Annotated in this window: 26 protein-coding genes; 12 read left to right on the top strand and 14 right to left on the bottom strand. The window is 39.4% G+C overall.

Annotated elements, in window-relative coordinates:
* Positions 1-116: 116 nt before the first annotated feature.
* Entirely contained in the window at positions 117-1,307 is a 1,191-nt protein-coding gene (locus KNQ09_RS16125) for an MFS transporter (RefSeq protein WP_214859045.1), read from the top strand.
* A 264-nt stretch (positions 1,308-1,571) separates the two neighbouring features.
* Here the strand turns inward: KNQ09_RS16125 and KNQ09_RS16130 are convergent, their stop codons facing one another.
* Positions 1,572-1,985 carry a MarR family winged helix-turn-helix transcriptional regulator gene (locus tag KNQ09_RS16130; RefSeq protein WP_214859046.1) on the bottom strand — a complete coding sequence of 138 codons (414 nt, stop codon included), beginning with the start codon at positions 1,983-1,985 and terminating at the stop codon, positions 1,572-1,574.
* 108 nt (positions 1,986-2,093) lie between these two features.
* On the opposite strand from KNQ09_RS16130, the gene KNQ09_RS16135 reads away from it, so the two are divergent.
* Positions 2,094-3,080: a YhdH/YhfP family quinone oxidoreductase gene (locus tag KNQ09_RS16135; RefSeq protein ID WP_214859047.1), complete on the top strand. Its 987-nt coding sequence runs from the start codon at positions 2,094-2,096 to the stop codon at positions 3,078-3,080.
* Between the two features lie 147 nt (positions 3,081-3,227).
* Here KNQ09_RS16135 and KNQ09_RS16140 read toward each other — a convergent pair whose 3' ends face one another.
* From KNQ09_RS16140 to KNQ09_RS16170, 7 genes are all read right to left on the bottom strand, one after another.
* A complete protein-coding gene (locus KNQ09_RS16140) occupies positions 3,228-3,446 on the bottom strand; it encodes a hypothetical protein (RefSeq protein ID WP_214859048.1) in 219 nt (72 codons plus the stop codon).
* A 47-nt stretch (positions 3,447-3,493) separates the two neighbouring features.
* Positions 3,494-4,054: a DUF5067 domain-containing protein gene (locus tag KNQ09_RS16145; protein WP_214859049.1), complete on the bottom strand. Its 561-nt coding sequence runs from the start codon at positions 4,052-4,054 to the stop codon at positions 3,494-3,496.
* 21 nt (positions 4,055-4,075) lie between these two features.
* On the bottom strand, positions 4,076-4,300 hold the full coding sequence (locus KNQ09_RS16150) for a DUF3006 domain-containing protein (protein ID WP_214859050.1): 225 nt from the start codon (positions 4,298-4,300) through the stop codon (positions 4,076-4,078).
* Positions 4,297-5,142, bottom strand: coding sequence for a ComEC/Rec2 family competence protein (locus KNQ09_RS16155; RefSeq protein WP_214859051.1), 846 nt, complete (start codon positions 5,140-5,142; stop codon positions 4,297-4,299). Before KNQ09_RS16155 ends, KNQ09_RS16150 begins: the two co-directional genes overlap by 4 nt.
* Before the next feature lie 139 nt (positions 5,143-5,281).
* On the bottom strand, positions 5,282-5,476 hold the full coding sequence (locus KNQ09_RS16160; protein ID WP_214859052.1) for a hypothetical protein: 195 nt from the start codon (positions 5,474-5,476) through the stop codon (positions 5,282-5,284).
* Between the two features lie 211 nt (positions 5,477-5,687).
* On the bottom strand, positions 5,688-5,891 hold the full coding sequence (locus KNQ09_RS16165; protein ID WP_214859053.1) for a hypothetical protein: 204 nt from the start codon (positions 5,889-5,891) through the stop codon (positions 5,688-5,690).
* A 1,343-nt stretch (positions 5,892-7,234) separates the two neighbouring features.
* Entirely contained in the window at positions 7,235-7,789 is a 555-nt protein-coding gene (locus KNQ09_RS16170; RefSeq protein WP_214859054.1) for a cysteine hydrolase family protein, read from the bottom strand.
* A gap of 118 nt (positions 7,790-7,907) precedes the next feature.
* Between KNQ09_RS16170 and KNQ09_RS16175 the strand changes: the two genes are divergently transcribed.
* Entirely contained in the window at positions 7,908-8,351 is a 444-nt protein-coding gene (locus KNQ09_RS16175; RefSeq protein WP_053451900.1) for an Lrp/AsnC family transcriptional regulator, read from the top strand.
* A 364-nt stretch (positions 8,352-8,715) separates the two neighbouring features.
* On the opposite strand, the gene KNQ09_RS16180 is transcribed toward KNQ09_RS16175, so the two are convergent.
* From KNQ09_RS16180 to KNQ09_RS16190, 3 genes are all read right to left on the bottom strand, one after another.
* Complete coding sequence (locus KNQ09_RS16180; RefSeq protein ID WP_214859055.1) at positions 8,716-9,897, bottom strand: MFS transporter; 1,182 nt, start codon at positions 9,895-9,897, stop codon at positions 8,716-8,718.
* A 40-nt stretch (positions 9,898-9,937) separates the two neighbouring features.
* Positions 9,938-10,390 carry a MarR family winged helix-turn-helix transcriptional regulator gene (locus tag KNQ09_RS16185; RefSeq protein ID WP_251138231.1) on the bottom strand — a complete coding sequence of 151 codons (453 nt, stop codon included), beginning with the start codon at positions 10,388-10,390 and terminating at the stop codon, positions 9,938-9,940.
* Positions 10,391-10,724: 334 nt separating this feature from the next.
* A complete protein-coding gene (locus KNQ09_RS16190) occupies positions 10,725-11,069 on the bottom strand; it encodes a winged helix-turn-helix transcriptional regulator (protein WP_214859056.1) in 345 nt (114 codons plus the stop codon).
* A gap of 330 nt (positions 11,070-11,399) precedes the next feature.
* Between KNQ09_RS16190 and KNQ09_RS16195 the strand changes: the two genes are divergently transcribed.
* Together KNQ09_RS16195 and KNQ09_RS16200 are read left to right on the top strand one after the other, a co-directional pair.
* Positions 11,400-12,164 carry an MBL fold metallo-hydrolase gene (locus tag KNQ09_RS16195; RefSeq protein WP_214859108.1) on the top strand — a complete coding sequence of 255 codons (765 nt, stop codon included), beginning with the start codon at positions 11,400-11,402 and terminating at the stop codon, positions 12,162-12,164.
* Positions 12,165-12,266: 102 nt separating this feature from the next.
* Positions 12,267-13,274 carry an LLM class flavin-dependent oxidoreductase gene (locus KNQ09_RS16200; protein WP_214859057.1) on the top strand — a complete coding sequence of 336 codons (1,008 nt, stop codon included), beginning with the start codon at positions 12,267-12,269 and terminating at the stop codon, positions 13,272-13,274.
* Between the two features lie 786 nt (positions 13,275-14,060).
* On the opposite strand, the gene KNQ09_RS16205 is transcribed toward KNQ09_RS16200, so the two are convergent.
* Positions 14,061-14,963 (bottom strand): methyl-accepting chemotaxis protein, encoded by a 903-nt coding sequence (locus KNQ09_RS16205; protein WP_214859058.1) that lies wholly within the window; start codon positions 14,961-14,963, stop codon positions 14,061-14,063.
* Between the two features lie 873 nt (positions 14,964-15,836).
* Here KNQ09_RS16205 and KNQ09_RS16210 point away from each other — a divergent pair.
* The 7 genes from KNQ09_RS16210 to msr(G) all read left to right on the top strand — a co-directional run bounded on the left by KNQ09_RS16210 (position 15,837) and on the right by msr(G) (position 22,563).
* Entirely contained in the window at positions 15,837-16,292 is a 456-nt protein-coding gene (locus KNQ09_RS16210; protein ID WP_214859059.1) for an Rrf2 family transcriptional regulator, read from the top strand.
* A 206-nt stretch (positions 16,293-16,498) separates the two neighbouring features.
* Positions 16,499-16,735 carry a hypothetical protein gene (locus KNQ09_RS16215; RefSeq protein WP_214859060.1) on the top strand — a complete coding sequence of 79 codons (237 nt, stop codon included), beginning with the start codon at positions 16,499-16,501 and terminating at the stop codon, positions 16,733-16,735.
* A 345-nt stretch (positions 16,736-17,080) separates the two neighbouring features.
* Positions 17,081-17,458: a hypothetical protein gene (locus KNQ09_RS16220; protein ID WP_214808492.1), complete on the top strand. Its 378-nt coding sequence runs from the start codon at positions 17,081-17,083 to the stop codon at positions 17,456-17,458.
* A complete protein-coding gene (locus KNQ09_RS16225; protein WP_214808490.1) occupies positions 17,433-18,497 on the top strand; it encodes a hypothetical protein in 1,065 nt (354 codons plus the stop codon). The genes KNQ09_RS16220 and KNQ09_RS16225 overlap by 26 nt, the downstream gene beginning before the upstream one ends.
* On the top strand, positions 18,494-18,748 hold the full coding sequence (locus KNQ09_RS16230; RefSeq protein ID WP_353048879.1) for a Tn7-like element transposition protein TnsE: 255 nt from the start codon (positions 18,494-18,496) through the stop codon (positions 18,746-18,748). The genes KNQ09_RS16225 and KNQ09_RS16230 overlap by 4 nt, the downstream gene beginning before the upstream one ends.
* Before the next feature lie 1,046 nt (positions 18,749-19,794).
* Entirely contained in the window at positions 19,795-20,988 is a 1,194-nt protein-coding gene (locus KNQ09_RS16235) for a macrolide efflux MFS transporter Mef(F) (RefSeq protein ID WP_101035418.1), read from the top strand.
* Between the two features lie 117 nt (positions 20,989-21,105).
* Positions 21,106-22,563, top strand: a complete 1,458-nt coding sequence (msr(G), locus tag KNQ09_RS16240; protein WP_214808484.1) for an Msr family ABC-F type ribosomal protection protein — start codon at positions 21,106-21,108, stop codon at positions 22,561-22,563.
* 216 nt (positions 22,564-22,779) lie between these two features.
* Here the strand turns inward: msr(G) and KNQ09_RS17565 are convergent, their stop codons facing one another.
* Both KNQ09_RS17565 and KNQ09_RS17620 read right to left on the bottom strand, forming a co-directional pair.
* Positions 22,780-22,908, bottom strand: a complete 129-nt coding sequence (locus tag KNQ09_RS17565; RefSeq protein WP_262415849.1) for a hypothetical protein — start codon at positions 22,906-22,908, stop codon at positions 22,780-22,782.
* 57 nt (positions 22,909-22,965) lie between these two features.
* Positions 22,966-23,730 (bottom strand): JAB domain-containing protein, encoded by a 765-nt coding sequence (locus KNQ09_RS17620; protein ID WP_353049764.1) that lies wholly within the window; start codon positions 23,728-23,730, stop codon positions 22,966-22,968.
* Between the last annotated feature and the right edge of the window lie 53 nt (positions 23,731-23,783).

Genomic DNA, 23,783 nt, shown 5'->3' on the forward strand with positions numbered 1-23,783 from the left:
CAAAAGAGGCTATCCGTTAATGTAATGCAACGATTTAAGATGCAAAATGAATCACTGATTGCTATAAATCGATTTTTTTAGAAATATCAAATTAAAGATAGAGGTGGACAATTATCATGTCTTATATGTGGAAAATTTATTTACTTGCTATCATCAGCTTTTTAAACGGCACATCTGAATATGTTATCGCTGGTATTTTAGACCGGATCGCTGATGCTAGTCATATTTCCGTATCTTCTGCAGGACAGCTGATTACGGTATTCTCAATCGCTTTTGGAGCAGGTACTCCTTTTTTGATTGCGATGACTGCAAGACTAGAACGTAAAAAGCTTTTGGTTTACGCGTTGACCATATTTTCGATTGTAAATGTGTTGATCGCATTCTTATCCAGCTATGAAATGTTGATGACAGCACGTATTCTATCTGCACTTTGTGCGGGGGTCATCCAAGTAACTCTTTTGACACTTGCAGCAGTCTTAGCCGCTCCTGGAAAACAAGGTGGAGCAATTGGAACGGTTGTTATGGGGAATAGTACTGCTTTAGTCGTTGGTGTTCCAATCGGAAGAGTCATTGCCTCTCACTACGAATGGAATGTAATTTTCATCGGTTTAGGTATCATTGGATTGCTACTTGCTGTATTAGCTGCCTTCATAATTCCGCGCACTGTAGCAGAGGAACCTGTTCCCTTACGTGAACAGGTGAAATTCTTTATGAATCCAAGGATTTCAGCCTATCTATTGATTACGTTCCTATGGTTAGGATCTTATTCTGTCGTATTCACCTATATTTCTCCTTACTTGCTAGATGTCTTCAGTATGAGTAATAAAGAAGTGACAACTGCACTCTTCATATTTGGAATCGCAAGCGCACTAGGTTCTAAAGTAGGTGGCTTCAGTACAGATAAATGGGGTTCATTCCGGACACTAGCAGGAGGAACGCTACTTCACGCCCTCGTTTTATTGCTATTTCCGATTATCGGTAATGTCGCATATCTCTTTTATGCCTTACTCATTCTTTGGGCGCTGGCTGCATGGTCTTCCGGTACCCCAATTCAATTAAGAATGATCACGCTTGCCCCCGCTGCTGCGAGCATCGTTTTAAGTCTGCATAGCGCGTTCGGTCAAATCGGTATGGCAGCAGGCGCTGGTATCGGAGGTATTGCGGTAAAAAATAGTTTGATGCAGTACCTTCCTTGGATCGGGGCTTTGGCTCTTACTATTTCAGTTGTTGTCATCGTCACCGATCATGTTTTCTCAAAAAGAACCAAGATTACTGAACAGGAAGAACCCATGTATGCTCAAAAATAAAAAAATAGGCTAACATTAAAACCAGCTCTCATTCTCATTGAAGAATTGAAGCTGGTTTTAATGTTTAATCAATATTTGTTAATGCTACTTACACTCTATTCCTGAATGTTTATTCATTTAGATTTCCTACAGTTTCTTTATTGATTCATTAAAGACTCATTAAATTTTTTCAACAATTGCGAGTTCACCTTTCGCTGTACATACATATATGAATCTAAGTGAGGTCAAATAAAAATACGCTTTCCGAAGTACATTCGTTTGATTTTAGTTTCGAATCATTTGCTCTAAAACCCGTTTAACAATTTTCAGCTCAGAAGCGGAAGTCTTTTCTGTAAGCTGATTGTTTAGATTTTCAACGGTCTTCTCAATTTCATTTTGTAGAGAATACGATTTTAAAGTACAAAAAACCAATATATTTCTTCGATTATTCTCGTCGACTGAACGTCCAATGAACCCAGCGTGTTGCATCTTATCTAGTATTCCTGAAACTGTAGAAGGCTCCAAATATAACTTTTCTGAAATTTGTTTAGGTGAAAGCGTTTCGTACTTCCACAAGCAATTTAGTACCCCGTACTGTGCAGGTGTCAGACCATACTTTTTTAAGCCTTCACTAAATTGTTTAAACACTTTGTTTTGGCTAACGCTGAGTAAAAAATTCATACACTCGAATAGCTCCATGTCCTATCCCCTCCTAATTTGACGATATTTATCTTATCATGTTAAGTTTTGTCTGGTAATTGTTTTGTAACCAAACAATTTGTTAACCAAACAAAAGGAGGCGTTTTTATGTCTGTATTCCAAGCACTTGTCATCAGAAAAGAAGACAATCTCGTTCAATATGAAATTGAACAAATTGATTTAGACCAACTCTCTAATGGTGAAGTCCTCATAAAAGTAGATTATTCATCTATTAACTATAAGGACATGCTGGCTATAAAGCAGGATGGGGGGGTTATACGTGACTATCCTATGATTCCAGGAATCGATTTGAGTGGAACCATCGTGGCAACAGAAGGGAATACTTTTAAACCAGGTGAAGAAGTCATTGTTACAGGATTTTCGCTAGGTATGTCGCATACAGGTGGATTTGCAGAATATGCTCGAGTACCAGAGGAGTGGATCATTGCACGTCCTAATAATCTTTCTTTAAAAGATGCGATGGTATTCGGAACAGCCGGTCTAACAGCAGGCTTGTCAATTCAAGCATTAGAAAGACAAGGGATGGATCCAGAGTCAAATCCATCGATTCTTGTCACAGGTTCTACGGGTGGTGTCGGAAGTCTTGCTTTGCAAATCTTACGTAAAGCTGGTTATCGCAACATCACAGGAATGGTCAGAAAAGAACAACAAGTGGAAGTAGCTAAAAACCTTGGAGCGCATGCTGTTATGTTTGCAAAGGATATGGCACAACATCCAAGACCTCTTGAAAAGCAACAATTTAACTATATTCTAGATACAGTTGGTGGCGCGGTCGCTGCTGCACTGCTTCCAAAGATTTTTTATGGCGGTAGCATGAGTATGTGTGGAAACGCGGCAGGAAACTCCTTTTCGGGAACCGTACTCCCATTCATTTTAAGAGGGATCAGTATTTTAGGAATTGATTCTGTTAATGTGACTCTAGAAGAAAGAGAACAGATTTGGACAAAACTTGCGAATCAATGGAATATAACAAGTGATGCGCTCACCCAGGAAATTTCGCTTCAAGAAGTTCCTTCTACCATCGACGCTCTCAAATCAGGACAGCACCTAGGAAGAACAATTATCAAGTATTGATGCAATCAAGTCATGTAAATACTTTTGAAGAAACACTGCTAAATCGAAGCTAGGCATTAATCGGTAATACTTTTTTTCGATTGTCGAAACTTCTAACAAATAAGGCAATATCGCTTCCTTAAAAGAAATGATATTGCCTTATATTGATTAAGAGTACTTCATTTGCAAAATAAATTGTTCAAAGCTAAATTTTGAAATGATCCGATGTCCCGAACGATCGAACTTTCGTGTTTGAAGATACGCTTCAAATGTGGATACTATCTCTTCCATATCCAATCGTTGTTTAACACCTACGATAATATACGGTTTAAACTTTTCTTCCATTTCTAGAATAAGTGCTTGTGCCTCTGTGAGTGTTTGTTCCATATTCATCAACCTTCCTTCATTCAATGGGATTCTCTTTATTCATCTGCTTATTTCAGTTCAATCTTTTTCTCACCTAACTCTTTTCCTGCTAATCCTTGAGTTGCTTTCAAGGTGACGACTGCCTTCGGATCCTCGATGTCATAAGCCATAATCCCTTTTGCAGTACCACCCGGTTTGATATCATCCAGCTGATGCTCTAAATAAGAGGCATACTTCTCTTCTTGTGGCGTCATCCCTACCTCTAACTTATTGATCGTGTCGGTTCCTTCCTGTGTCGCTTCAAAGCAAGCAATCCAGACATTCATCCCATTCAGTGGCTTCTTGCTGTCGTTCGTCGTCTCGTACGTGAAGACGAGTTGTGGCTTTTCGCGGAAGTATTCTTTACTCGGCTCAAGTACTTCTGTCGAGAGAATCTTAACGGTCGCCATGTCGATCTTTAGCGTGTCGTCTTTGAAATAGACATCTTCTTTTTCCGGCTCTGCTACCTCGACCTTTTCAGTCGGATTCGCTGCTTTTTTCGGTGGATCTTCTATCGTCTCTTGTGTGCCGCATCCGACGAGTGATAACCCTAACCCGACGATGACGACCGCTTGTCCTAACTTATTCATCTGCTTCAGCTCATTTCTTTTTTAGTCTTCCCATAGTTCTTCCATCAACTCATCGATTTCGTCTGACAGTCGCTGCCGTTCACGGTCGTCCTTCTCGATATGACCATACTCATCCATCCAGATGACATCGCCGGACTCGACTGTCATCGGAAAGCGGGAAATCAGGATGTCACGCATCCCATCATCGAACTCGACGACGACCCACTTCTCTTCAATTCGGTCGATGATCCCTTTTCGCTTTTTCATTTCGACTTTTTGATCGTGTAGGACGATCCGTTCCCTTCGAAGACGATCGTGCCGCTCTTATCGGTCCGCAGCATCGTCGCCTTCGCACGCTTCAAGTTCGTCACGACTTCCTTCGTCGGATGTCCATAGGCATTCTTCCCGACACTGATGACGGCGTACTTCGGTTTAACGTACTTGAGGAACGTCGTGCTTGTTGATGTCTTCGCCCCATGATGCCCGACCTTGAGGACGTCCGCACGCAGCGTCTTCTTCTTCGCGATCATGTCTTGCTCCGACTTCAATTCCGCGTCTCCCGTGAACAAGAACGTGTTCTTCTTGTAGGCGACGTGTAAGACCGCACTCCAGTTGTTCAGATCACTCTTCGCATAGTCTTTGACCGGTCCGACGAACTGCGCCTTCACACCTTTGACCGGAAGCGAGACACCAGCCTTTGCCGTCTTGATTGTCAGCTTCTCGCGTTTGACTGCCAACAAGAAGTCTTTATAGGCTTGCGTCGTGTGCTTGACCTTCGGTGCGTAGACGCTCTTGACCTTGAACGAGTCGAGGACTTCATCGAGACCACCGATATGATCGGCATCCGGGTGCGTCGAGATCAAGATCTCGATGTCACCGACTTTCTGTTTCTTCAGATAGGCGACGAGTGCATCGCCCTTCCCCTTATTGCCACCATCGATGACGATATCTTCCCCATTTGGCATCTTGATATAGATTGCGTCGCCTTGATCGACATCGATATAGTGGACTTTGATTTTCGGTGTCGCCGCTTCGGCACCTTGCAGTGGTCCGACGAGTAATCCGACACTTGCGAGCGCTAAGCTAGCCCCCATCCATTTTCGTTTCATCATTTATCGCTCCATTCCTGATTTTTAAGTTATCTTCAGTATACAGTGAATACCAGGATATATCTGGTTATATTTTCCGCCTGTTCATTTTTCTTAATAGGTCAAACGGTGTATAGATCGATACACAAAAAAACAGACCTCATTGGGTCTGTTTGATAAAGTGTGTCTGTATGAAATTTGTTAGTCGATCGACATCGATAAACCATGTCACGTGCTCAATCGAACCGTCTACTTCTCGCACGAATCGAAGTTGAGCATCAATCAACGTCACCTTATCTGGTGTCTGTTTCCCCTTCGCTTGATCCACGACCTCAAACATCTCTACTATATTCATGTATTCCACCCCTAACCGTTTTGTTAAGCACAGCATAGAATGATTTAAGAGTCTGTACGAACTACCTTAGATAAGATAAGCGAAGGGATATGTAAGATAACTGAGTCGTTACGAAACAATGCACGATTGATTTTTCACGCATAAAAAAAGAAAAGACCTTTTTAAGATCGTTTCTGTCATAAAAATGATCATTCTTATTACGCATATCGAATCAATAGAGATAAATAAGTACACCTACGATCAGAATGAACGGAACCAAAATCATTTTACCTGTTCGGCTCAAAAAGCTCTTCTTTTCTTTTGTAAACAAGAAGTCGATTAATAAGAAAAGTCCGAATGCAATCGGTACAAGGTAGAGTAGAGGGACATTTGTAAGTGCTGCACCTAATACATTGGTCGATCCGTCAAATTTCATATGTAGTTTCTCCTTTTTAGATATCCTCGCATACGACACATCATTCATGACCGAAGCATTAACGACGATCTCATACGCGGACAAGAATCTTTCCTTCAGTATGCCATTCCTTCCACTAAACCCTAACCTTTTATTTTTTTTTATAATTCTATGTAACGCTCCGTGCCTTCCGTCGCAAGGAACAGGAACGTAGAAATGCCTCGCGCAGGCGAGTCGCAACTCTCGTTATCGGTCCGGCAGGAGGGCAGCGGTGCGATGAGGATGTTGCTGCGTGCAGCCTACAGCCTCACGCATGAGCCCGAAAATTCTTCTTGTGCTGAAAGAGGAGCACTACCTATCTACAGGAGGATCGATTCACTTCAATCAGCTATCTCTCCTCGAACCTTCATGCACTCCACTACTTGTCTCACTACTGTATCCTCCATCACACTCTTCTCCATAGAACAGACCAGATGTGCTTTCTCACCCGCAGTGGATCCATCCACTGCGGGTCTCCCATTGCCCTTGGATTCGGGACGAATCCATTCCTTACTCGCTTGCTCTCTCTCAAAAGAAAAACGACGTCGTTTTTCGTCCATTCGTGAGTGGTAAACGGGATGCAGTCCGACGCAGTACCATCCTATTGATGGGAACGTAGCAATACGCCGCAAGGGTTACCGCAGGGAAAGATCAAAAAGCGAAAAGCTTGCTTTGATTCAAAACACGGGGGAAGACGAGGCGGTATCGGCTTTTTTTGATGACCCTTGCGCCACTGAGAAGCGAGCTAGAGTGTGAAAACAGGAAGGCTTGCGGTTCATTTAATCAGACAGAGCCGTAACGCTCTGTTCCATGTCCATACGAATTTTTAAACATCAAATGATTTTTTGATAGCACTTATATGTTCTATATTTTCATTAATAACTTTGTACTATGAATATCTACCTTTGCATGCTAGACTGACTCATAAAGAACATTTCTTTATAAGAATTATAAAAATCCAAACTGTGAATTTATAAATAATTTCTAAGGATATATACAACAGCTAAAAGTAACGGTACAGAAAAATGTCTCACAATCGAGTAAAGTTATGGTTTCATTCTATATCTTTTTTACTCCTTGAAGAAGACATCAATCATGAAACGAAATACGTATGATGAGCGTTGATTGTTAATACTTATTAATATTTTTATCCATTCGCGACATTTTAACTTTAAATTTTTTGGACATATTGTAGTTCATACAAAACTGAGTAGCTATTTTCCATAACTCTAACCTGTAGCGTTGAAAGCATAAATTAGTAATAAAAAAAGATAGAAACTTGTAGCAAGCAAGTTTCTATCTTTTTAGTTAAACCTTCATAAGATTCAAGCTCTATTTTGTAAAAAGCTTTCAGTTGAAGTGACTTCAGCATACATTCCTTGTAATGCACTAACGAATGAATAGTGAACCTGTTCGGCTGGAACAACTTTTCCGTCATATGATAAGTCTCTAGTTGCACAAGCGTCTTCAATCAATGTGGTTTCAAAACCTAAGTCTACAGCAGCGCGAACAGTTGCATCGATACACATGTGTGTCATCATTCCGACGACTACCAACTTAGTGATTTCATTTTTCGCTAAATGCTTTTCTAAGTCTGTTTGTAGGAAGCTATTTGCGAACTGCTTGATTACAATCGTTTCATCTTTCAAAGGCTCGACTGTTTCATGTATCTCAACACCTTCCGTCTCCGGAAGGAAGAAGCCCATAGCAGGGTTGCTTGCTATATGCTGTACATGAAAAATGTTTTCTTTATTATTTTTTCTGAACCACTCCAAAACTTTTGCTGCATTAGTTGCTGCTACTTCTGGATTACTCAGTTCCATTTTTCCATTAGGAAAATAATCTTTTTGAATATCTACAATAATTAAAGCTGTGTTCATCTTTTCACCTCATTTATAATTTTCCTTACACGTTAATGATAAATGGAAGCTAGGTAATTATCGATAGGTTGATGAATCATTTCTGCGTCATATCATTTCATCATGAAAGGAATTCAACATGGAACTAAGTAATATTGATTATCAAATCCTCAATATATTATCTAAAAATTCACGTATCCAATGGAAAGATCTCGGAAAACAAATTCATATGACTGGTCAAGCGGTAGGAAACCGTATAAAAAAACTGGAGGATCAAGGAATCATACAGTCGTATTCGTTGATTATTGATGAACTAAAATTAGGGTTCTCTTATACAGCTTTCGTCATCATTTATATGAAAACGTCTAATCATGAAGCTTTTATTCACTTTCTGAACGAGTGCCACGAAGTCATGGAAGTACATCGTGTATCTGGAGAAGGATGTTATCACTTGAAAATAAAAGTTACTTCTCAAGAACAATTAAATCTCCTTTTAAATTCAATTCTTGAACATGGAAATTACACCCTGTACCTCTCAATAAATGAAATCAAGCGGCGCCTCTCCCCAATGAAAGACGTATAAACTCCATAATTGTCTGTATAGAGTCCTAGAAACCGTTAAAAATCTCGGAAAAATCATTTCATTCCACAAAAAGGCTAAGATTCTTGATTATTTAAGAATTTTAGCCTTTTGTCACTCTTTCCTATTCATACGCCATTGGTATAGAAGCCTAAATATGATGACATGGCATTTAACGATTTCGATTGATTACTTCTTACCTGTATACCTATATCTTTTGATGGATCAAAGTGTTCTTCTCTCGATAAGAACCTATTCCACTTTAAAAGGAATTTGAGGACTGCTACATGATGAAAGATTGCGTACAGTAATTTGAATACAAAATAAAAAATTCGCCATCTAATAAGATCGCGAATTTTAAGAAGTTTCAAATGAAGTGAGGTTGCTTTAATTTTGTACTCGCAATCACAAATGCGATAAACAGTACAAAGGCGGCAAACACATATGGCATATTGATGTTGATATCAAACAAAATACCACCAATAATCGGTCCTATTATGATACCTAAGCTAGTATATGCCGAGTTCATCCCCGCAACATATCCCTGATTTTCTCCCGCAATTTTTGATAATAAGGTTGTCACAGCAGGTCGCAAAATATCACCCGAAAAGAATACAATACTTGTAATGACAATCATCATCCAGTAACCGTCTATTAAAATCGAAATAAAGATGAAAATAGCGGAAGATAACAAGGTAAGGTTAACCAGCATTCGTTCACCAAGTAGATTGACCAATCTATCAAAGAATAAGATTTGAGCGGCAACACCAGCGATTGAGCCGACTGTAATAATGACAGAAATATCACGGACAGTGAAGCCAAGCTTTTCGTCTACAAATAAGCTAAACATCATTTCATAAACAGCTAGTCCAAACTCTAGCACGAAAACGACTAGCAGTGGTGTGAAGTACTGTGGTTGCAAGGATTTCTTGAACTCTTGTATAAACGCTGGTTGTTCCAATGATGCACGATTTTTTTGTAGTTGCTCTTTTGAAATCGAATCTTCTAATACGATGAAAATAACAATCGCAGTCAGCAATGATATGAAAGCAGCAAAGAAGAACGGCGCGCGTATCCCAAACTCTGCAATAAATCCACCAATTCCTGGTCCGATTATAAATCCTAAGCTGATCGCAGCCGATTGATAGCCTAACACTTTTGCACGATCTTCTAGAGTTGTTTTATCAGCAATATACGTAATAACAGCTGGCATAATAAAAGCGGCACCTACTCCTCCAAGCAAACGACTTACGAATAATAGCCATATTTCATTTGAGAGACCAAACAACAATTCTGAGAATGAAAATAACAAAAGACCGATAATTATCATTTTTTTACGACCGATTGAATCGACCCAAACTCCTGTAAAAGGGGAAGCCATAAATTGCGTAAGAGCCATAGCAGCAAACAAATAACCGACAACGGCACCACTTAAACTCAGATCCTTCGCAATGGAGGGCATAACTGGGGCGGCAAGTCCCATCCCGACAAACGCAATAAATAAACTAGATAATGCAAGTGCAATAGATACTTTCTCTTTGCGATTCATAATTAATGTCCTCTATTTGATTGTCAAACAATTCATGATCCTACTCGTCGGATGATGAAATGGATGCATTCACTTTCTTCATAGTTTGTAAAACATTTTGTAATTGTACTAAATCGATGTCAGCGAAGTGTTTCATCATAAAATCATTATCTGCTTCTTCACTTAATGCCTGATAAGCGAGACCTTCTTCTGCTAATGCGATAAAAAACTCGCGATGGTTAGTTGGATTAGGTTCACGCTTAATGAATTTTAGTGCTTCGAGCTTCGACAATACTTGGCTTACTGCACTTTTAGAAATCGAGAATTTCTTCGCAATTTCATTTGCGGTGATGTGTGGATTATCTTTTACAAAAAATAAAATTGTGTCTTGTTGCGTCGTTAAATTAAATGCAGTAAACTTTTCTGCATTTTTATTATATAAAAGATAATTCAAGTAATATTCACTAAAAACAACAGCAAGTTCTTTAAACATTTTTTGTTGATCTTCGAGCATAATATCATCCCTTTCTTTTGGTTAAGTAAACTGAAATTAACTGACAGGTTGTACTTTATATGCTAAATAATCCTTTGTCAACTATTTTTCTTTTTCGACAAAACGTCTAAATGATTATTTGACCTTTTGAAAATATAAGAAGAGCTTCTTATGAATCAAATTTAAAAGACTACTATCAAGTATTATCGAAAAGTGCTATTCAAAGAATGCTCAATTAGAAATTGACAATGAACAAGACCTCAAGAAAAAATGGTTCCAATCATTTAATAAAGATGATTGGAACCATTTTTATTTTTGGTTAGTGATATTCTAACGACTTATGTTAAAAATCAGACTATCTCAGTTTAGTATTTTTATTATGCTCTCCCCATTGACACATCTCTTGAATGATTGGCCAGAGAGTTTTTCCTTTTTCCGTAAGACTGTATTCAACCTTTGGTGGAATTTGCGGATATTCCTTGCGATGAACCAATCCGTCACTTTCCATTTCCTTCAATGTCGAACTAAGTGTTCTGTAAGTTATTTTGCCAATCATACGCTGGAGTTCGTTATAACGAACTGCATTGTTGTTCGATAAATAGTAAATAATCAGCAGTTTCCATTTCCCATTGATGATGGAAAGTGTATAGCCAAAAGAAGTTTCCTGATTATCAGCTACTTTAATTTTGGATGTTTTCATATTAACACTATCCTCCTTGATAGTATGTGCGAAAAAAGTGCATACTTGTTTGATTTTTCATATTGACCATATACTACATCTCAGGGCGAGTAAATAGGGACGAACTTTTTTATCCCGTCACGAGCAGGATAAAAATACATTCATGCAAGGATATAACATTCTCTATCAAAAGCAAGCTATCTGAAAAGGAGATCTTTAACGATGACAAAACTAAAAAAAGTAGCACTATTAACGACACTCACATTGAGCGGTATTTTGACTGCTTGTGGAACTTCTCAAGATGCACAGTCTAATCATGAGACGAGTGCAACACAACCGAAAAAAGAAGACCTGGTGGTCCAACAAATCCGCAATGCGACCGTAACAGTAGAATATAAAGGACAAAAATTCTTAGTGGATCCTATGTTTTCTAAAAAAGGTGAATTTGATTCGTTCGGTCCTGCTGCAAGAGACGATCGGAATCCAATAGTCGATCTACCGTTCTCTGTCGATAAGATCATGGATGACGTAGACGCTGTCATCGTTACCCATACGCATGAGGATCACTTTGATCAGGCAGCAAAAGAACAGCTTCCAAAAAATATTAAGTTATTCATGCAAGACGAAAAAGATGCAAACTTAGCGCGCAAAGCGGGTTTCACAAATATTGAAGTCATGAAGGAAGGCAATTCGACGACTTTTAAAGGAGTCAAATTAACTGAAGTAGATGGTCGTCATGGTTACGGGAAAATGGCAGAGGCTATGGGGAACGTCATGGGAGTCGTCTTCCAACACCCACAAGAAAAAACGTTATATATAGCGGGTGATACTGTTTGGTATTCACAAGTGAAAAAAAATATCGATACGTATAAACCAGAAGTACTCATTTTGAATGGAGGTCAAAATCAATTTCTCGAAGGTGGTCCATTGATCATGGGAAAAGAAGATGTCTATCAAGTTTACAAAGCCGCTCCAAAAGCTAAAATTTTAGTCAGTCATATGGAAGCCGTCAACCATTGGGGACTCTCAAGAAAAGAATTGAAGACGTTCATTAAAGATAAAGGCATCACATCCAACGTCCTTGTTCCTGATGATGGGGAAACAATCTCATTCTGACTTTATGACCATATCTAACAGTTTTAATACTGCCCTGAATAATAGAAAAGGGTTCATCGTGCTTACCCACCAGTGAGCTCGATGAATCATAGAGGTGAGATGATGAAAAAATTCGAACTATCCGTTTTATCAATTGCTCCGTTAAGACAAGGAGAAACCATGAAAGAAGGAATAGATGCTGTAGTCACATTAGCAAAAGCTGTCGATGCAATGGGATATAAACGTATTTGGATCGCAGAACACCACAATCATGATGCCTATGCCAGTGCTGCAACCGTATCGATTGTGCAGCATTTATTGACGCATACAGAACGCATTCGTGTCGGTTCCGGAGGTGTCATGTTGCCGAACCACTCCCCGTTAGTCGTAGCAGAACAATTCGGAACACTTGAGACACTTTTTCCTGACCGCGTTGATTTATCACTAGGACGTGCTCCAGGAACTGATCAACAAACGGCAGATGTGATTCGACGTTCAAATCATAAAGGCGTCTTTTTCTTTGAAAAAGAAGTTCAAGAGATATTGCGATATGTTGGAACAGAGGAGGAACAAGGTGATGTTCGGGCATATCCAGGACTTGATACACACGTGCCCGTGTTCATTCTAGGATCCTCTACTGGATCTGCTAAAATTGCAGCGCGACTCGGGTTACCATATGCTTTCGGTGCGCAATTTTCTCCGGAAACGATGGAAGAAGCACTACACATCTATCGTCAAAATTTCAGACCTTCGAAATATCTGCAAGAGCCGTATGTACTAGCTGCTATCAATATCATTGCCGCTGATTCGATGGAAGAAGCTTCTTTCATTGCTTCTAGCCATCTGCAGGTATGTATCGATATTTATACCAATAATCTCAGTCAGCTCATTCCGCCACAGAAAGATTTCCTTGAATCCTTATCTCCGTATGAATTAGAAATCTTGCATTATAAATTGGGGTACACGATTATGGGCGATTCAAAGACCGTTCGTCGGGAATTAATCGAGTTTCAAGAAAAGTATAATGTAGATGAAATCATCGCTTTATCCAATATCCATGACAGTAAAAAAGAGATTCAATCGTATAAGATTTTTAAACAAGTAAGCGACTCTTTAAACAATGAAATTTAATGATATTGATTAAAAGCTGAGTAGTTTGTAGACTGTATACAAAAAATAAATCATTATCAAAAACACATGCTTTGTTTGCAACATTCCATGTCACGTTTCCGTAGACATGGATCAATAGGCGTATCGTACACTTTTATACACTAATATAAATCTAGTTTTCTATTCTCTTTATCGCTCCGTGCCTTCCGTCGTAAGGAACAGGAACGTAGAGATGCCTCGCGCAAGCGATGTGCAGCTCTCGTTATCGGTCCGGCAGGAGGGCAGCGGTGCGATGAGGATGTTGCTGCGTGCAGCCTACAGCCTCACGCATGAGCCCGAAATTTCTTCTTATGCTGTACATCAAATAGAAAGAAAATCATTACCTATCTACAGGAAGATCGATTCACTTCAATCAGCTATCTCTCCTCGAACCTTCATGCACTCCACTACTTGTCTCACTACTGTATCCTCCATAACACCCTTCTACATAGAAGAGACCAACTGTACTTTCTTACCCGCAGTGGATCCGTCCACTGCGGGTCTTTCAATGCACTTGGATTCGGAACGAATCCATTCCTTACTCGCTTGCGCTCTCTCAAAAGAAAAACGTCGTCGTTTTTCATCCATCGTTTTTTTGTCCATTCATGCTACGGTACGTAGGTGTGTCCTTATTTGAAAATAGAGGAAACTATTACTAAGCTGAACGCGGCATAGAAATGACGATACATAAAAATACGACTCAAATCCTCTTGCTATCAAGGACTTGAATCGTACGATAAAGCATCGAGTGAGTCATCGCACCGCTCATCAAACAATCGACGTAAAGGCTTTAGCGGTCACGTTTAACTCTCCAGCGGTTTCTCCCATACTATTGAATCTGTCGACGGTTTTCTCCATCACTTGAAGGCTATCCGTTGTATCTTTTGCTGATTGGTCCATTACCTTCAATACTTTTTCCAGTTCTCCGTTCATTTTTTCGGTCGTTGTCCGAACATCCACTACAGCACGTTCGACAAGTTTTGACAGGTTTCGGACTTCTGTTGCGACGACATTGAACCCTTTGCCATGATCACCGGCTCGCGCCGCCTCAATGGATGCATTTAAAGATAATAAATTGGTTTGGGAAGCAATCCCTTTGATGGTCGCAGTAATCTGCGTAATCTCGTCCGCCTGTTTTTGCAGATTTTGAACGACCTTATAGTTCGCTAACGTTTCGTTCGCCATATGTTCAATCGTCTTCTTCAATAATCCACTCTCTTTAATCCCATAGAGCGCTCTTTCGTCAAGTGTCTCTGCAATCGTGTCGAACGTCTTCGCATACGTTTCGACTAATTGTTGCCGCTCCGAAATATCCGTCGCGATTTTGACGACCCCGATGACTTCCCCGTCTTCAATCAACGGCATGTAGGTCGCTTCTAACCAGATGGAATTTCCAAGAGAATCAATTCGTTCGATTTTTTCAGAAGTACTTAATCCGAAGAACAGCTTCTCCCAAAACGCTTTATATGCCTCGCTATTAACAAATGCAGGAGGACAAAACAGGTGATGATACATACCAATCATCTCTTCCTTCCGATATTTCATCGTCTTCGCAAAGAGATCATTTACATCGACTACTTTTCTTTGCAAATCAAATCGAATCATCGCCACATGATTTCTTAAGGAATCTAACACTATACCAGAAGAAAGATCGACTGTACCTGAATCCATTATCCTCACCCTCTTGACGTCTATTTTTTTAGATGCACAATTTGTATTTCCTCATTATGTATATATAAATATAGTTATAAAGGGCTATTCAGAATACATCTTTTTTGAAATAAGTATCAATGTTTTTAGTCTTTTTTTATTATTTTCTCCCTCTAAAAACTAGTATCAAAAGTACTAATAAATTATCAGGGTATAAGAAGTTTATATCCCTCGAATTCAAGGTATTAATAACATATTTATGCTGTTGTTAAACAGTATTAAGGCTGTGATAGAAAGGAGAAAATTCGTTATGTCGACCTCATCGGGACCACAATATTTGACCCTCATGCCAAGATTGTCTCAACACTTCCAACATCATGACATCTTACAAAACGTTGGACTCCTATCGATCCGGATCATTCAAAAGAAAAGAGCGGTTTCACTGGTCGAGTATCGACGACTGTATTCACTTCTCGATCAAGAGCAATTGGATTTTCAAAACTTCGTCCATCCGGATGTCAGGCAGCGTCTTGTCTTATGTATAAACCTCTCTTCTCACGAGTGGAGTATCTCCTTGCCTGACCATCACTTTTCTGAAGAATTTTTTCGATTTCCGACTGATTGTCCTCCCCTACAGTTTTCTCGTTTCTATGCGACTACTCATCACTTTATGACTTCACTTGAATCATTCATCCTATCTTTATTTTCTACGAGTATTGAATTCAGTAGTGCTTCCACTTATTATCAAGATACAGCGTCACCAAAGTAAGAGATTCTACTGAATTCCTGAATTACATTTATGACTAAGAATGCTGACTATTCTACTGATTGCAATCAATGAAGGATAGAACGTAGAACAATTAAGCAACCCTTTCTTCGAACGGAGTGATAACCATGCGCATCACACAATACACAGATTACGGACTCCGTACCTTGATATACCTCGGTGCTCATCCTAATGACATCGTCCCGATGCCACAGATCGCAAAACACTATGCAATCTCCCCGAATCATTTGATGAAGGTTACCCAGCAATTGACGAAGCTTGGTTATGTCGAATCTGTCAGAGGGCGAAACGGAGGACTCCGACTGACGCGTTCTCCAAAAGAGATTAACATCGGAACCGTCGTCCGTCAGATGGAACCGCTCGATATTGTCGAATGCTTCAGTCCGAACGGGCAATGCCTCATCGCCCCTGTCTGTCGTCTCAAAGGGGTTCTCGGACGGGCAATGCACGCTTTTCATCAAGAACTTGCGAAACATTCTTTGGAGGACTTACTCGATAATCGGGAACAACTTGTCGAACTTCTTCACCCTTCCATCCCAAGTGTCGAAACCACTTCTATCTGATCAGGTTTGCTTCATATCATCGACTAATTCATCTAGTGCGTCCCGACAAAGACTACTATGAGAAACAGACCTAATCATATGTGTGGTGGACGTTATACTTTGTTAGCCATACCAACAGCCGATCGGAACGTCATCAAAAAATCACCTCATTTTACTTACTACTTCTTCACCGCATCTAGCGAAAATAATGGAAAGGAGAACATTTCATGCACTCGTCTGATTTTCAAGATCGCTGTCGACAAGTTGCTTTAGAAGCGTTTCTCGAGATGTATTCACGACTTTTACATGCAACAGACTCACCTCTGAAGCGACAGCAAGTCGAACACGTGCTTGAAGAGATGCGGAAAGAGTTCTCTCTTGAAGTCTTGACTTCTGCGCCTTCCAACAGAACCGTCGAAAATGCTCAAAAAATCTATCAAAAGCTTCATCTTTTTTTAAAATAAAAGATTCATTTAAAATCCATATTTTATTCTATTTCGCTCCGTGCCTTCTGTCGCAAGGAACAGGAACGTAGAGATGCCTCGCGCAGGCGAGTCGCAGCTCTCGTTATCGGTCCGGCAGGAGGGTAGCGGTGCGATGAGGATGTTGCTGCGTGCAGCCTACAGCCTCACGCATGAGCCCGAAAAATCTTCTTATGCTGTACATCCAGTAGAAAGAGCATCACTACCTATCTACAAGAGGATCGATTCACTTCAATCAGCTATCTCTCCTCAAACCTTCGTACACTCCACTACTGTCTCACTACTGCATCCTCCATAACACCCTTCTATCTATATAGAAAAGAATAGATGTACTTTCTTACCCGCTATACAATTGCAATAAAAACGCTATATGAGCAATTATGGGCGTCTGAGAAGCCTATTCGAATTACGACATCTCTTTTAGGTAAACGTTTAGGGATAATAGCCAATCTTGAAAGACATTTAGAACAGCTGCCTATTACAAAGCGTTTACTTGAGCAAATTACGGAAAGTGTGGAACAATTTCAAATTCGCAGATGCTGTAGAATCATTGATAATTTGAAAAATGAATCAAGCGATGTGAAATTGTGGCGTGTTCAAAGATTGGCAGGGATAAAGTCAAAGGATTTTAAAACGATTCGGTCAATATTAGAGGCGTATTTACAGGAAGGTGGAATCGATGAAAAGCAAAGATATAAAGCTTAAGAATTGGCCGTTTGATCAAGGTGCACGCGTGAAATTAGAATGGATCGGTGCACCTTTTAGATACGAAAAAAAGATTGTGCTGCCAGTTTATTTTAGTGGAAAAGTTAATGGATATTATACAACTGAAAAGTTAATAGTTGATTGGACTGTATTAGCTTCTTTAAGAATCCAGCATTATTACGTAGATGGGGTTATTACGCAACCTATCTCACCTAACCAAACTGAAGAAATTATCATTACAATAGATCCAAATTACGTTGGCTATTTTGAACAAAACTATTCAATACGCGGGACAAAATATACAGAAATATCGCAAACTTTCGTTATCAAATACAATGGGGAGCGTTTCTACCTACCTTTAATTGAAGTGCTTAGAGGAATCATTGCACCGAATGCATTCCTGTTGAATTGTTTATTTGAAATGAACTCTTTCCCGTTATATTTCACAGAACAATATGAGTCGGATTTATTACGATTACACTTCGCGTCTTCATACAATGCAAAGTATTTAAAGAACGAGTATTTACATCATTTAGTGTGGCTATTAATGAACAATAACGCTCGTAAAGTATATGAAAGTATAGCTAGTAATTTTCATTTTAATGACTCTCTTAAGTTTGAATGGCCATTTCAAACACCAATCAAACTAAAGCTACGTGTGAAAAAAACACCAACAGGATATACAGTTCTATATATTAAGGCGATGCTAGATAAAGAATTGCAGGTTTCTAATTTGGAAATTACTCACCCTAGCCTTGTTCGTCATGAAAAATCGAATGAACCAAGAAAACGTATAATTCTCCCCCTTTCAACTTTAGGCGATTATGAAGCGGATGTAACAGTTGATGGACGTACAAATGAATTTGATGAAGTAATGACTGATACTTTAACTCATGAATACGTAGATGCTCTAGTAATTACTAAACAAAGAATAACTTCATCCAAACAACGCGAGGGAATTGATCACAACACTAAAAAGACTGTCAAAGCAGTTAATAACAGCCGTTCAATGGGGGATATTGGCGGAACAAGTCTATAAGGAATGGAAAAGAAGTTGCATTGTTAGAAGTTGAACGCGCTGGGCGTAGTGTTTCTACTTTAATTATTACATCCTTAGATTGTTCAAATATTAAATTGCATATTGAGCCTTTACTAAAATACATTATATTCAGCTCAGGTAGTTGGTTAAAAGAAGGTTTAGTTAAATGGGAAAAGAGCCTAGCGATTTATAAAGTAAAGCACACGAGTAACTTTAAAAAGTTGGTATTCAGTAAAATCTCAGACGTTTAATAAATAATCCTTTTAATACACTTAAATGGAACACTCCATAAATGGTGGTTGCGACAAAACAAAAACTTAACTTTTGTGTGTCCGAAACCTTGACCTAAATCCAGCTCGCTGTTACCCTGTTTTTTGGTAGATAGTATAGTTAAATGAGATTTTATTTATTATATTTGTGAAGTAATCTACTTAAACAAACGAAAGTGCTGTAGTTTAAAAAGGATTTATAACGTATACATCAATAAATATAATAACGTTCCCAAATGGAAGTTTGGGGGCATAGGGAAAAGCGACAAACATTGATATAACGGCCATTTGTCTCTTTTTAGTGGAACATTGTTTATGCAACTTTTTATGCAAGCACGGCAAACACTTGATACAAGGCAGAACAATCTATAAAATAGTAAATGGAAAGGGAGATTATAGTTTCTACCCGTAATCTTTTTTCTGCAAACGGGCCATTATCCAAAATACCACATAACAGAAGAAATTTATGATAAATATATATTAAGTTTTGAAATATTGGTATTTATGCCAAAGGGTATTCAGTACAGTGCAAGAAAAATAGTCTTAGTTAACTTGACTTTTTTTATTAAAAATATATAATTACTAATGTATTTTATAAACTATTAGGAGGATTATTAAAAATGACACATTCTATGAGACTACGTTCCCTATCTTTGAACAAGTAATTAAATACGTTCAAAGGCTCTGTTTGTATTTACAGAGTAAACGGGAGTAGTCTGTCCTTTTTTAATAATCTTCATTTCAAAAATCCACCCAATCCATACTTGTGGTTTGTCTAACTATTTTGATGTAGGCAATATACTGTTTGATTTATTTGGGATGGAAAGATGTTATGATGAGAAAGGCGACTTGTTCTGCCCTTCTTTATTTTTATCTTTTTCACTTTCTTAGCCATGCTCATGCTAGAGCTAGGTATGTTTAGTGATGACTTTCTACAAGTCACAAAAAATAAGGATGGATCTCTTTCCCTTTACTCTAAAATCACAAGCAGATGCTTGTGATTTTTTTATTATTTGGAGGTAGGGAAAATGGATAATATGAATTGGAAACGGAAATTTATTGCGATTTTTACAGGGCAGTTCTTTTCACTATTAAGCAGTGCTGCTGTTCAATTTAGTATCATTTGGTGGTTAACAGATACATCAGGAGGTTCTCCACTGATTTTAACATTAGCAGGACTGGCTGGATTTATGCCACAAGCATTGTTAGGTCCTTTTGCAGGAACTATTACTGATCGTTATTCACGAAAAGTGATTATGATAATTGCAGATATGACGGTTGCACTTGGAAGTTTAGCTTTATTTGTATCAATGTATTTTTATGATCCGAGTATTATATTGGTGATAATTGTATTGATCGTTCGTTCATTAGCAACTGCATTCCATATGCCGGCTATGCAAGCGTCTATTCCACTAATAGCCCCAAAAGAGCATTTGACAAAAGTTTCTGGATGGGGACAGACAGTGGCTTCTATATCAAATATTGTTGGTCCAGCAGCGGGGATGTCATTACTAGCGATAAGCTCCGTTGAGTGGGTTCTATTACTAGATGTCTTTGGGGCAGTAATTGCTAGTAGTATTTTGCTATTTATTCACATTCCAAATGTACAGAGTTCAGAAACTGTTGATTCTTCTAGTTTTATCAGCGATATGAAAGAAGGATATCATGCACTTGTAAAACATCCTGTTTTATTAAGGTTAACAGTCACGATTACGATTGTTTCGGTGCTGTATATTCCGCTAGGCACTTACTTTCCGCTTATGACACGAAATCATTTCGAGAAGGGCGTAGTTGAAGCTGGAATAATCGAAATTGTTTTTGCTGTTGGCCTCATCTTTGGTGGTATATTAATGGGGATTTTCGGAGATCGATTTGAAAAATTGAAACTCATTGTTAGCGGAATGATACTGATGGGGATTGCCTTATTCATTTCTGGCACACTTCCATCAACTTTATTCTATGGATTTATCGTAATGGCTGGTCTAGTGGGATTGTCTGGTCCATTATTTTCAGCTCCGTTTTATGCTCTTATCCAAACCGAAATTGAACCTCATTTACTTGGGAGAGTGTTTAGTTTTGTTGGAAGTTTGGCATTACTTGCAACACCGTTGGGTTACGCATTTGCTGGGGTTCTGATCCACTTAACAAATGTGGCCGTATTATTTTTGATTACAGGTATATTAATTGTATTAAATGCTGTTATCGTAAGAAAAGCAAAATAGGAGGGGAATTTCATGCAATTTTTACTATTCTTTTGATACGAGCTTGGTTTTGAGAAAGAGGCTCGTATCGATTCTAGCTATCGATACGGAATAAAAATATTTCGGGGGTAGCGAAAGATGGAACAAATCTGTTTTGAATTAGAAAATGTAGAAGTGACATATCTAGATAAAGAGGTTTTAAAGATTGAAAGATTAGCTGTACACCAATTTGACCGTATCGGCATAGTCGGTAAAAATGGTGCAGGTAAAAGCACGTTACTAAAATTACTGGCGGGTATCATTAAGCCAACAACGGGAAAGGTGAATCGGCTTGTTGAGAATGGCTATTTTGAGCAACTTGAAACTCCATCAGTACGTGATGCTGATCCAGTGTTACTTGGAAAATTAGACGTACCAAAAGACTCTAATCAGCTAAGCGGTGGGGAACAAACAAGGATGAAACTCGCTAAATTGTTTACTCATTATTATGAAGCTTTATTAATTGATGAGCCGACTACTCACTTAGACCAAGAGGGGATTTCGTTTTTGCTCGATGAACTTAGGTATTACTACGGAGCGCTTGTATTAATTAGTCATGACCGTTCTGTATTAGATGAACTAGTTACGACAATTTGGGAAGTTCATGAAGGTAAGGTACGAATCTATTCAGGAAATTACAGCGACTACATGGCACAAAAGAAGTTAGAACGTGAACAGCAGAGTAAAGCACATGAACAGTTCATAAAAGAAAAGAGCAGGCTAGAAAAAGCAGCACAAGAAAAAATGAAGAAAGCTGAAAAAGTTGCACAAGCAGGTCGATTGTCAAAAAAAGATGCGAATGCAAAGCCGGATAAGTCCTTTATGACAAAATCCAAAGGTACGAGCCAAAAAGCTATGCAGCGTGCAGCAAAGGCCATTGAGCAACGAATGGAAAAACTTCAGGAAGTCGATGCTGTAAAAGAGGATAGGCAAATAAACTTCCATCAATCGAGAAATTTAGAGCTGCATAATAAATTTCCGATAATGGCAGACCGATTTACTCTTCAAGTGGATAATAAAGTATTATTAAATGAAGTAAGTTTTCAAATGCCGCTTGGTAAAAAAATTGCAATTTCGGGTAAAAATGGTGCTGGCAAAAGTACTTTACTCCACCATATTGCTATCAATGCGCCCGGTTTAACAATTTCACTAAAAGCAAAAATTGGATACTTTCGTCAAATGAGCTATCAATATACAAGGGATGAAACGGTATTGGAATTTCTGAAAAATCGTTCTGAATACGATGAGAGATTTTTACGAAGCGTTCTACATTCCATGTTGTTTGTCGGCACAGATATATTAAAAAGTGTAAAATCATTAAGTGGTGGTGAAGCGATTCGTCTACAATTATGTCAATTATTTTTAGGAGAGTATAATATTTTATTGTTAGATGAACCAACCAATTTTTTAGATATCTATGCTATTGAAGCGTTAGAAAGATTTATTACAGCATATAAAGGCACTATTATCTTCGTATCACATGATCGCAGGTTTATTGATTGTGTAGCAGATTGTATATATTTCATTGAAGATCAACAGCTAAAATTAAGGGGTTGATTAATGATGAAGGAGAAATAATGGGGTTATTATCAAAATAAGATCTTTCGTAATTGGGTACTGTTTTGAAGAATACAGTAGAGAATTATCAAAATTTTTTATAAAAATAGTGTAATACTTCATAAAGAAAGAACCCGTTTTGATCAAACTTTTTTCAAAACGGGTTCTTTAAATTTAACGTAAGATAAGCCTTTGTCGCTTCATTTTGATCAAACTTTATTTTAAACCAACACCCGCAGTGGATCCGTCCACTGCGGGTTTCTCATTGCCCTTGGATTCGGGACGAATCCATCCCTTACTCGCTTGCGCTCTCTCAAAAGAAAAACGTCGTCGTTTTTCATCCATGCCCTTACACGCAGACAGGACGGAGGTGTCCCGTCCGTCTACGCTCTATTATCCCCTTTAAAGAACACCTTGTGCCTTCAAGCTGACGTATTCTTCTCCGGCACCGACGATGATGTGGTCAAGAAGCTGGATACCGACGATGCGTCCGACCTCGACGAGCCGTTCGGTCACCTCGATGTCTTCCCGCGATGGATGCGGGTCACCGCTCGGATGCTGGTGGCTGACGATGAGCGACGTCGCATTGTTGAGGATGGCGGACTTGAAAATTTCTCTAGGGTGGACGACGCTCGAGTTGATGCTACCGACGTGTGCTCGATGGACGGCAATGACGCGGTTCTTCGTATTCAGTAGGATGACAAGGAACACCTCACGGTCATCGTCCTGGATGAAGCGTTTGGCGACACAGAACGCGTCCTCGGGTGACGTGATGTGCGTCGTCTCGAGCGCGACGTCCGGCTCACGAACCTCTTGGCGGATACGAGTGATTTCAACGAGTGTAGTCAGTTTCATGGAAAAGCTCCTTTCGCGAGTGGGATGCAGTCCGACACGGTGCCGTCCTGTTGACGGGAACGCAGCGAGCGTCGCGAGACGGTGCAAGGGTGACCGCAGGGAAAGATCAAAAAAAGCGGACAGCGCACCGGCACGAAGGCTTCCGGAGCCCGCGAGCGAAAAGCGTGCTTTGAGCCAAAACGCGGAGGAAGACGAGGAACGGCAGCGGCTTTTTTTGATGGCCCTTGCGCCGACGAGGAGCGAGCTAGAGTACGGAAACAGGACGGCTTGCGATCCCTTTCCATCAAACAGAGCGGTACCGCTCTGTTCCATGCCTTTGAAAGAATCATTTTATCGCCTTACGAATACCGAATAAGACAGCAAGA

It is taken from the genome of Exiguobacterium sp. s191 (assembly GCF_018618955.1).
In the GTDB taxonomy this organism is placed as follows: domain Bacteria; phylum Bacillota; class Bacilli; order Exiguobacteriales; family Exiguobacteriaceae; genus Exiguobacterium_A; species Exiguobacterium_A abrahamii.

Coding starts and splice junctions, on each gene's coding strand:
- KNQ09_RS16130 (WP_214859046.1), bottom strand. CDS start 1,985: ATGGAGCTATTCGAGTGTATGAATTTTTTACTCAGCGTTAGCCAAAAC.
- KNQ09_RS16200 (WP_214859057.1), top strand. CDS start 12,267: ATGAAAAAATTCGAACTATCCGTTTTATCAATTGCTCCGTTAAGACAA.
- KNQ09_RS16225 (WP_214808490.1), top strand. CDS start 17,433: ATGAAAAGCAAAGATATAAAGCTTAAGAATTGGCCGTTTGATCAAGGT.
- KNQ09_RS16165 (WP_214859053.1), bottom strand. CDS start 5,891: ATGAAATTTGACGGATCGACCAATGTATTAGGTGCAGCACTTACAAAT.
- KNQ09_RS17565 (WP_262415849.1), bottom strand. CDS start 22,908: ATGGATGAAAAACGACGACGTTTTTCTTTTGAGAGAGCGCAAGCGAGT.
- KNQ09_RS16180 (WP_214859055.1), bottom strand. CDS start 9,897: ATGAATCGCAAAGAGAAAGTATCTATTGCACTTGCATTATCTAGTTTA.
- KNQ09_RS16170 (WP_214859054.1), bottom strand. CDS start 7,789: ATGAACACAGCTTTAATTATTGTAGATATTCAAAAAGATTATTTTCCT.
- KNQ09_RS16175 (WP_053451900.1), top strand. CDS start 7,908: ATGGAACTAAGTAATATTGATTATCAAATCCTCAATATATTATCTAAA.
- KNQ09_RS16155 (WP_214859051.1), bottom strand. CDS start 5,142: ATGAAACGAAAATGGATGGGGGCTAGCTTAGCGCTCGCAAGTGTCGGA.
- KNQ09_RS16160 (WP_214859052.1), bottom strand. CDS start 5,476: ATGAATATAGTAGAGATGTTTGAGGTCGTGGATCAAGCGAAGGGGAAA.
- KNQ09_RS16215 (WP_214859060.1), top strand. CDS start 16,499: ATGCACTCGTCTGATTTTCAAGATCGCTGTCGACAAGTTGCTTTAGAA.
- KNQ09_RS16125 (WP_214859045.1), top strand. CDS start 117: ATGTCTTATATGTGGAAAATTTATTTACTTGCTATCATCAGCTTTTTA.
- KNQ09_RS16135 (WP_214859047.1), top strand. CDS start 2,094: ATGTCTGTATTCCAAGCACTTGTCATCAGAAAAGAAGACAATCTCGTT.
- KNQ09_RS16205 (WP_214859058.1), bottom strand. CDS start 14,963: ATGGATTCAGGTACAGTCGATCTTTCTTCTGGTATAGTGTTAGATTCC.
- KNQ09_RS16150 (WP_214859050.1), bottom strand. CDS start 4,300: ATGAAAAAGCGAAAAGGGATCATCGACCGAATTGAAGAGAAGTGGGTC.
- KNQ09_RS16185 (WP_251138231.1), bottom strand. CDS start 10,390: ATGCTCGAAGATCAACAAAAAATGTTTAAAGAACTTGCTGTTGTTTTT.
- KNQ09_RS16140 (WP_214859048.1), bottom strand. CDS start 3,446: ATGGAACAAACACTCACAGAGGCACAAGCACTTATTCTAGAAATGGAA.
- KNQ09_RS17620 (WP_353049764.1), bottom strand. CDS start 23,730: ATGGAACAGAGCGGTACCGCTCTGTTTGATGGAAAGGGATCGCAAGCC.
- KNQ09_RS16145 (WP_214859049.1), bottom strand. CDS start 4,054: ATGAATAAGTTAGGACAAGCGGTCGTCATCGTCGGGTTAGGGTTATCA.
- KNQ09_RS16210 (WP_214859059.1), top strand. CDS start 15,837: ATGCGCATCACACAATACACAGATTACGGACTCCGTACCTTGATATAC.
- KNQ09_RS16220 (WP_214808492.1), top strand. CDS start 17,081: ATGTACTTTCTTACCCGCTATACAATTGCAATAAAAACGCTATATGAG.
- KNQ09_RS16235 (WP_101035418.1), top strand. CDS start 19,795: ATGGATAATATGAATTGGAAACGGAAATTTATTGCGATTTTTACAGGG.
- KNQ09_RS16190 (WP_214859056.1), bottom strand. CDS start 11,069: ATGAAAACATCCAAAATTAAAGTAGCTGATAATCAGGAAACTTCTTTT.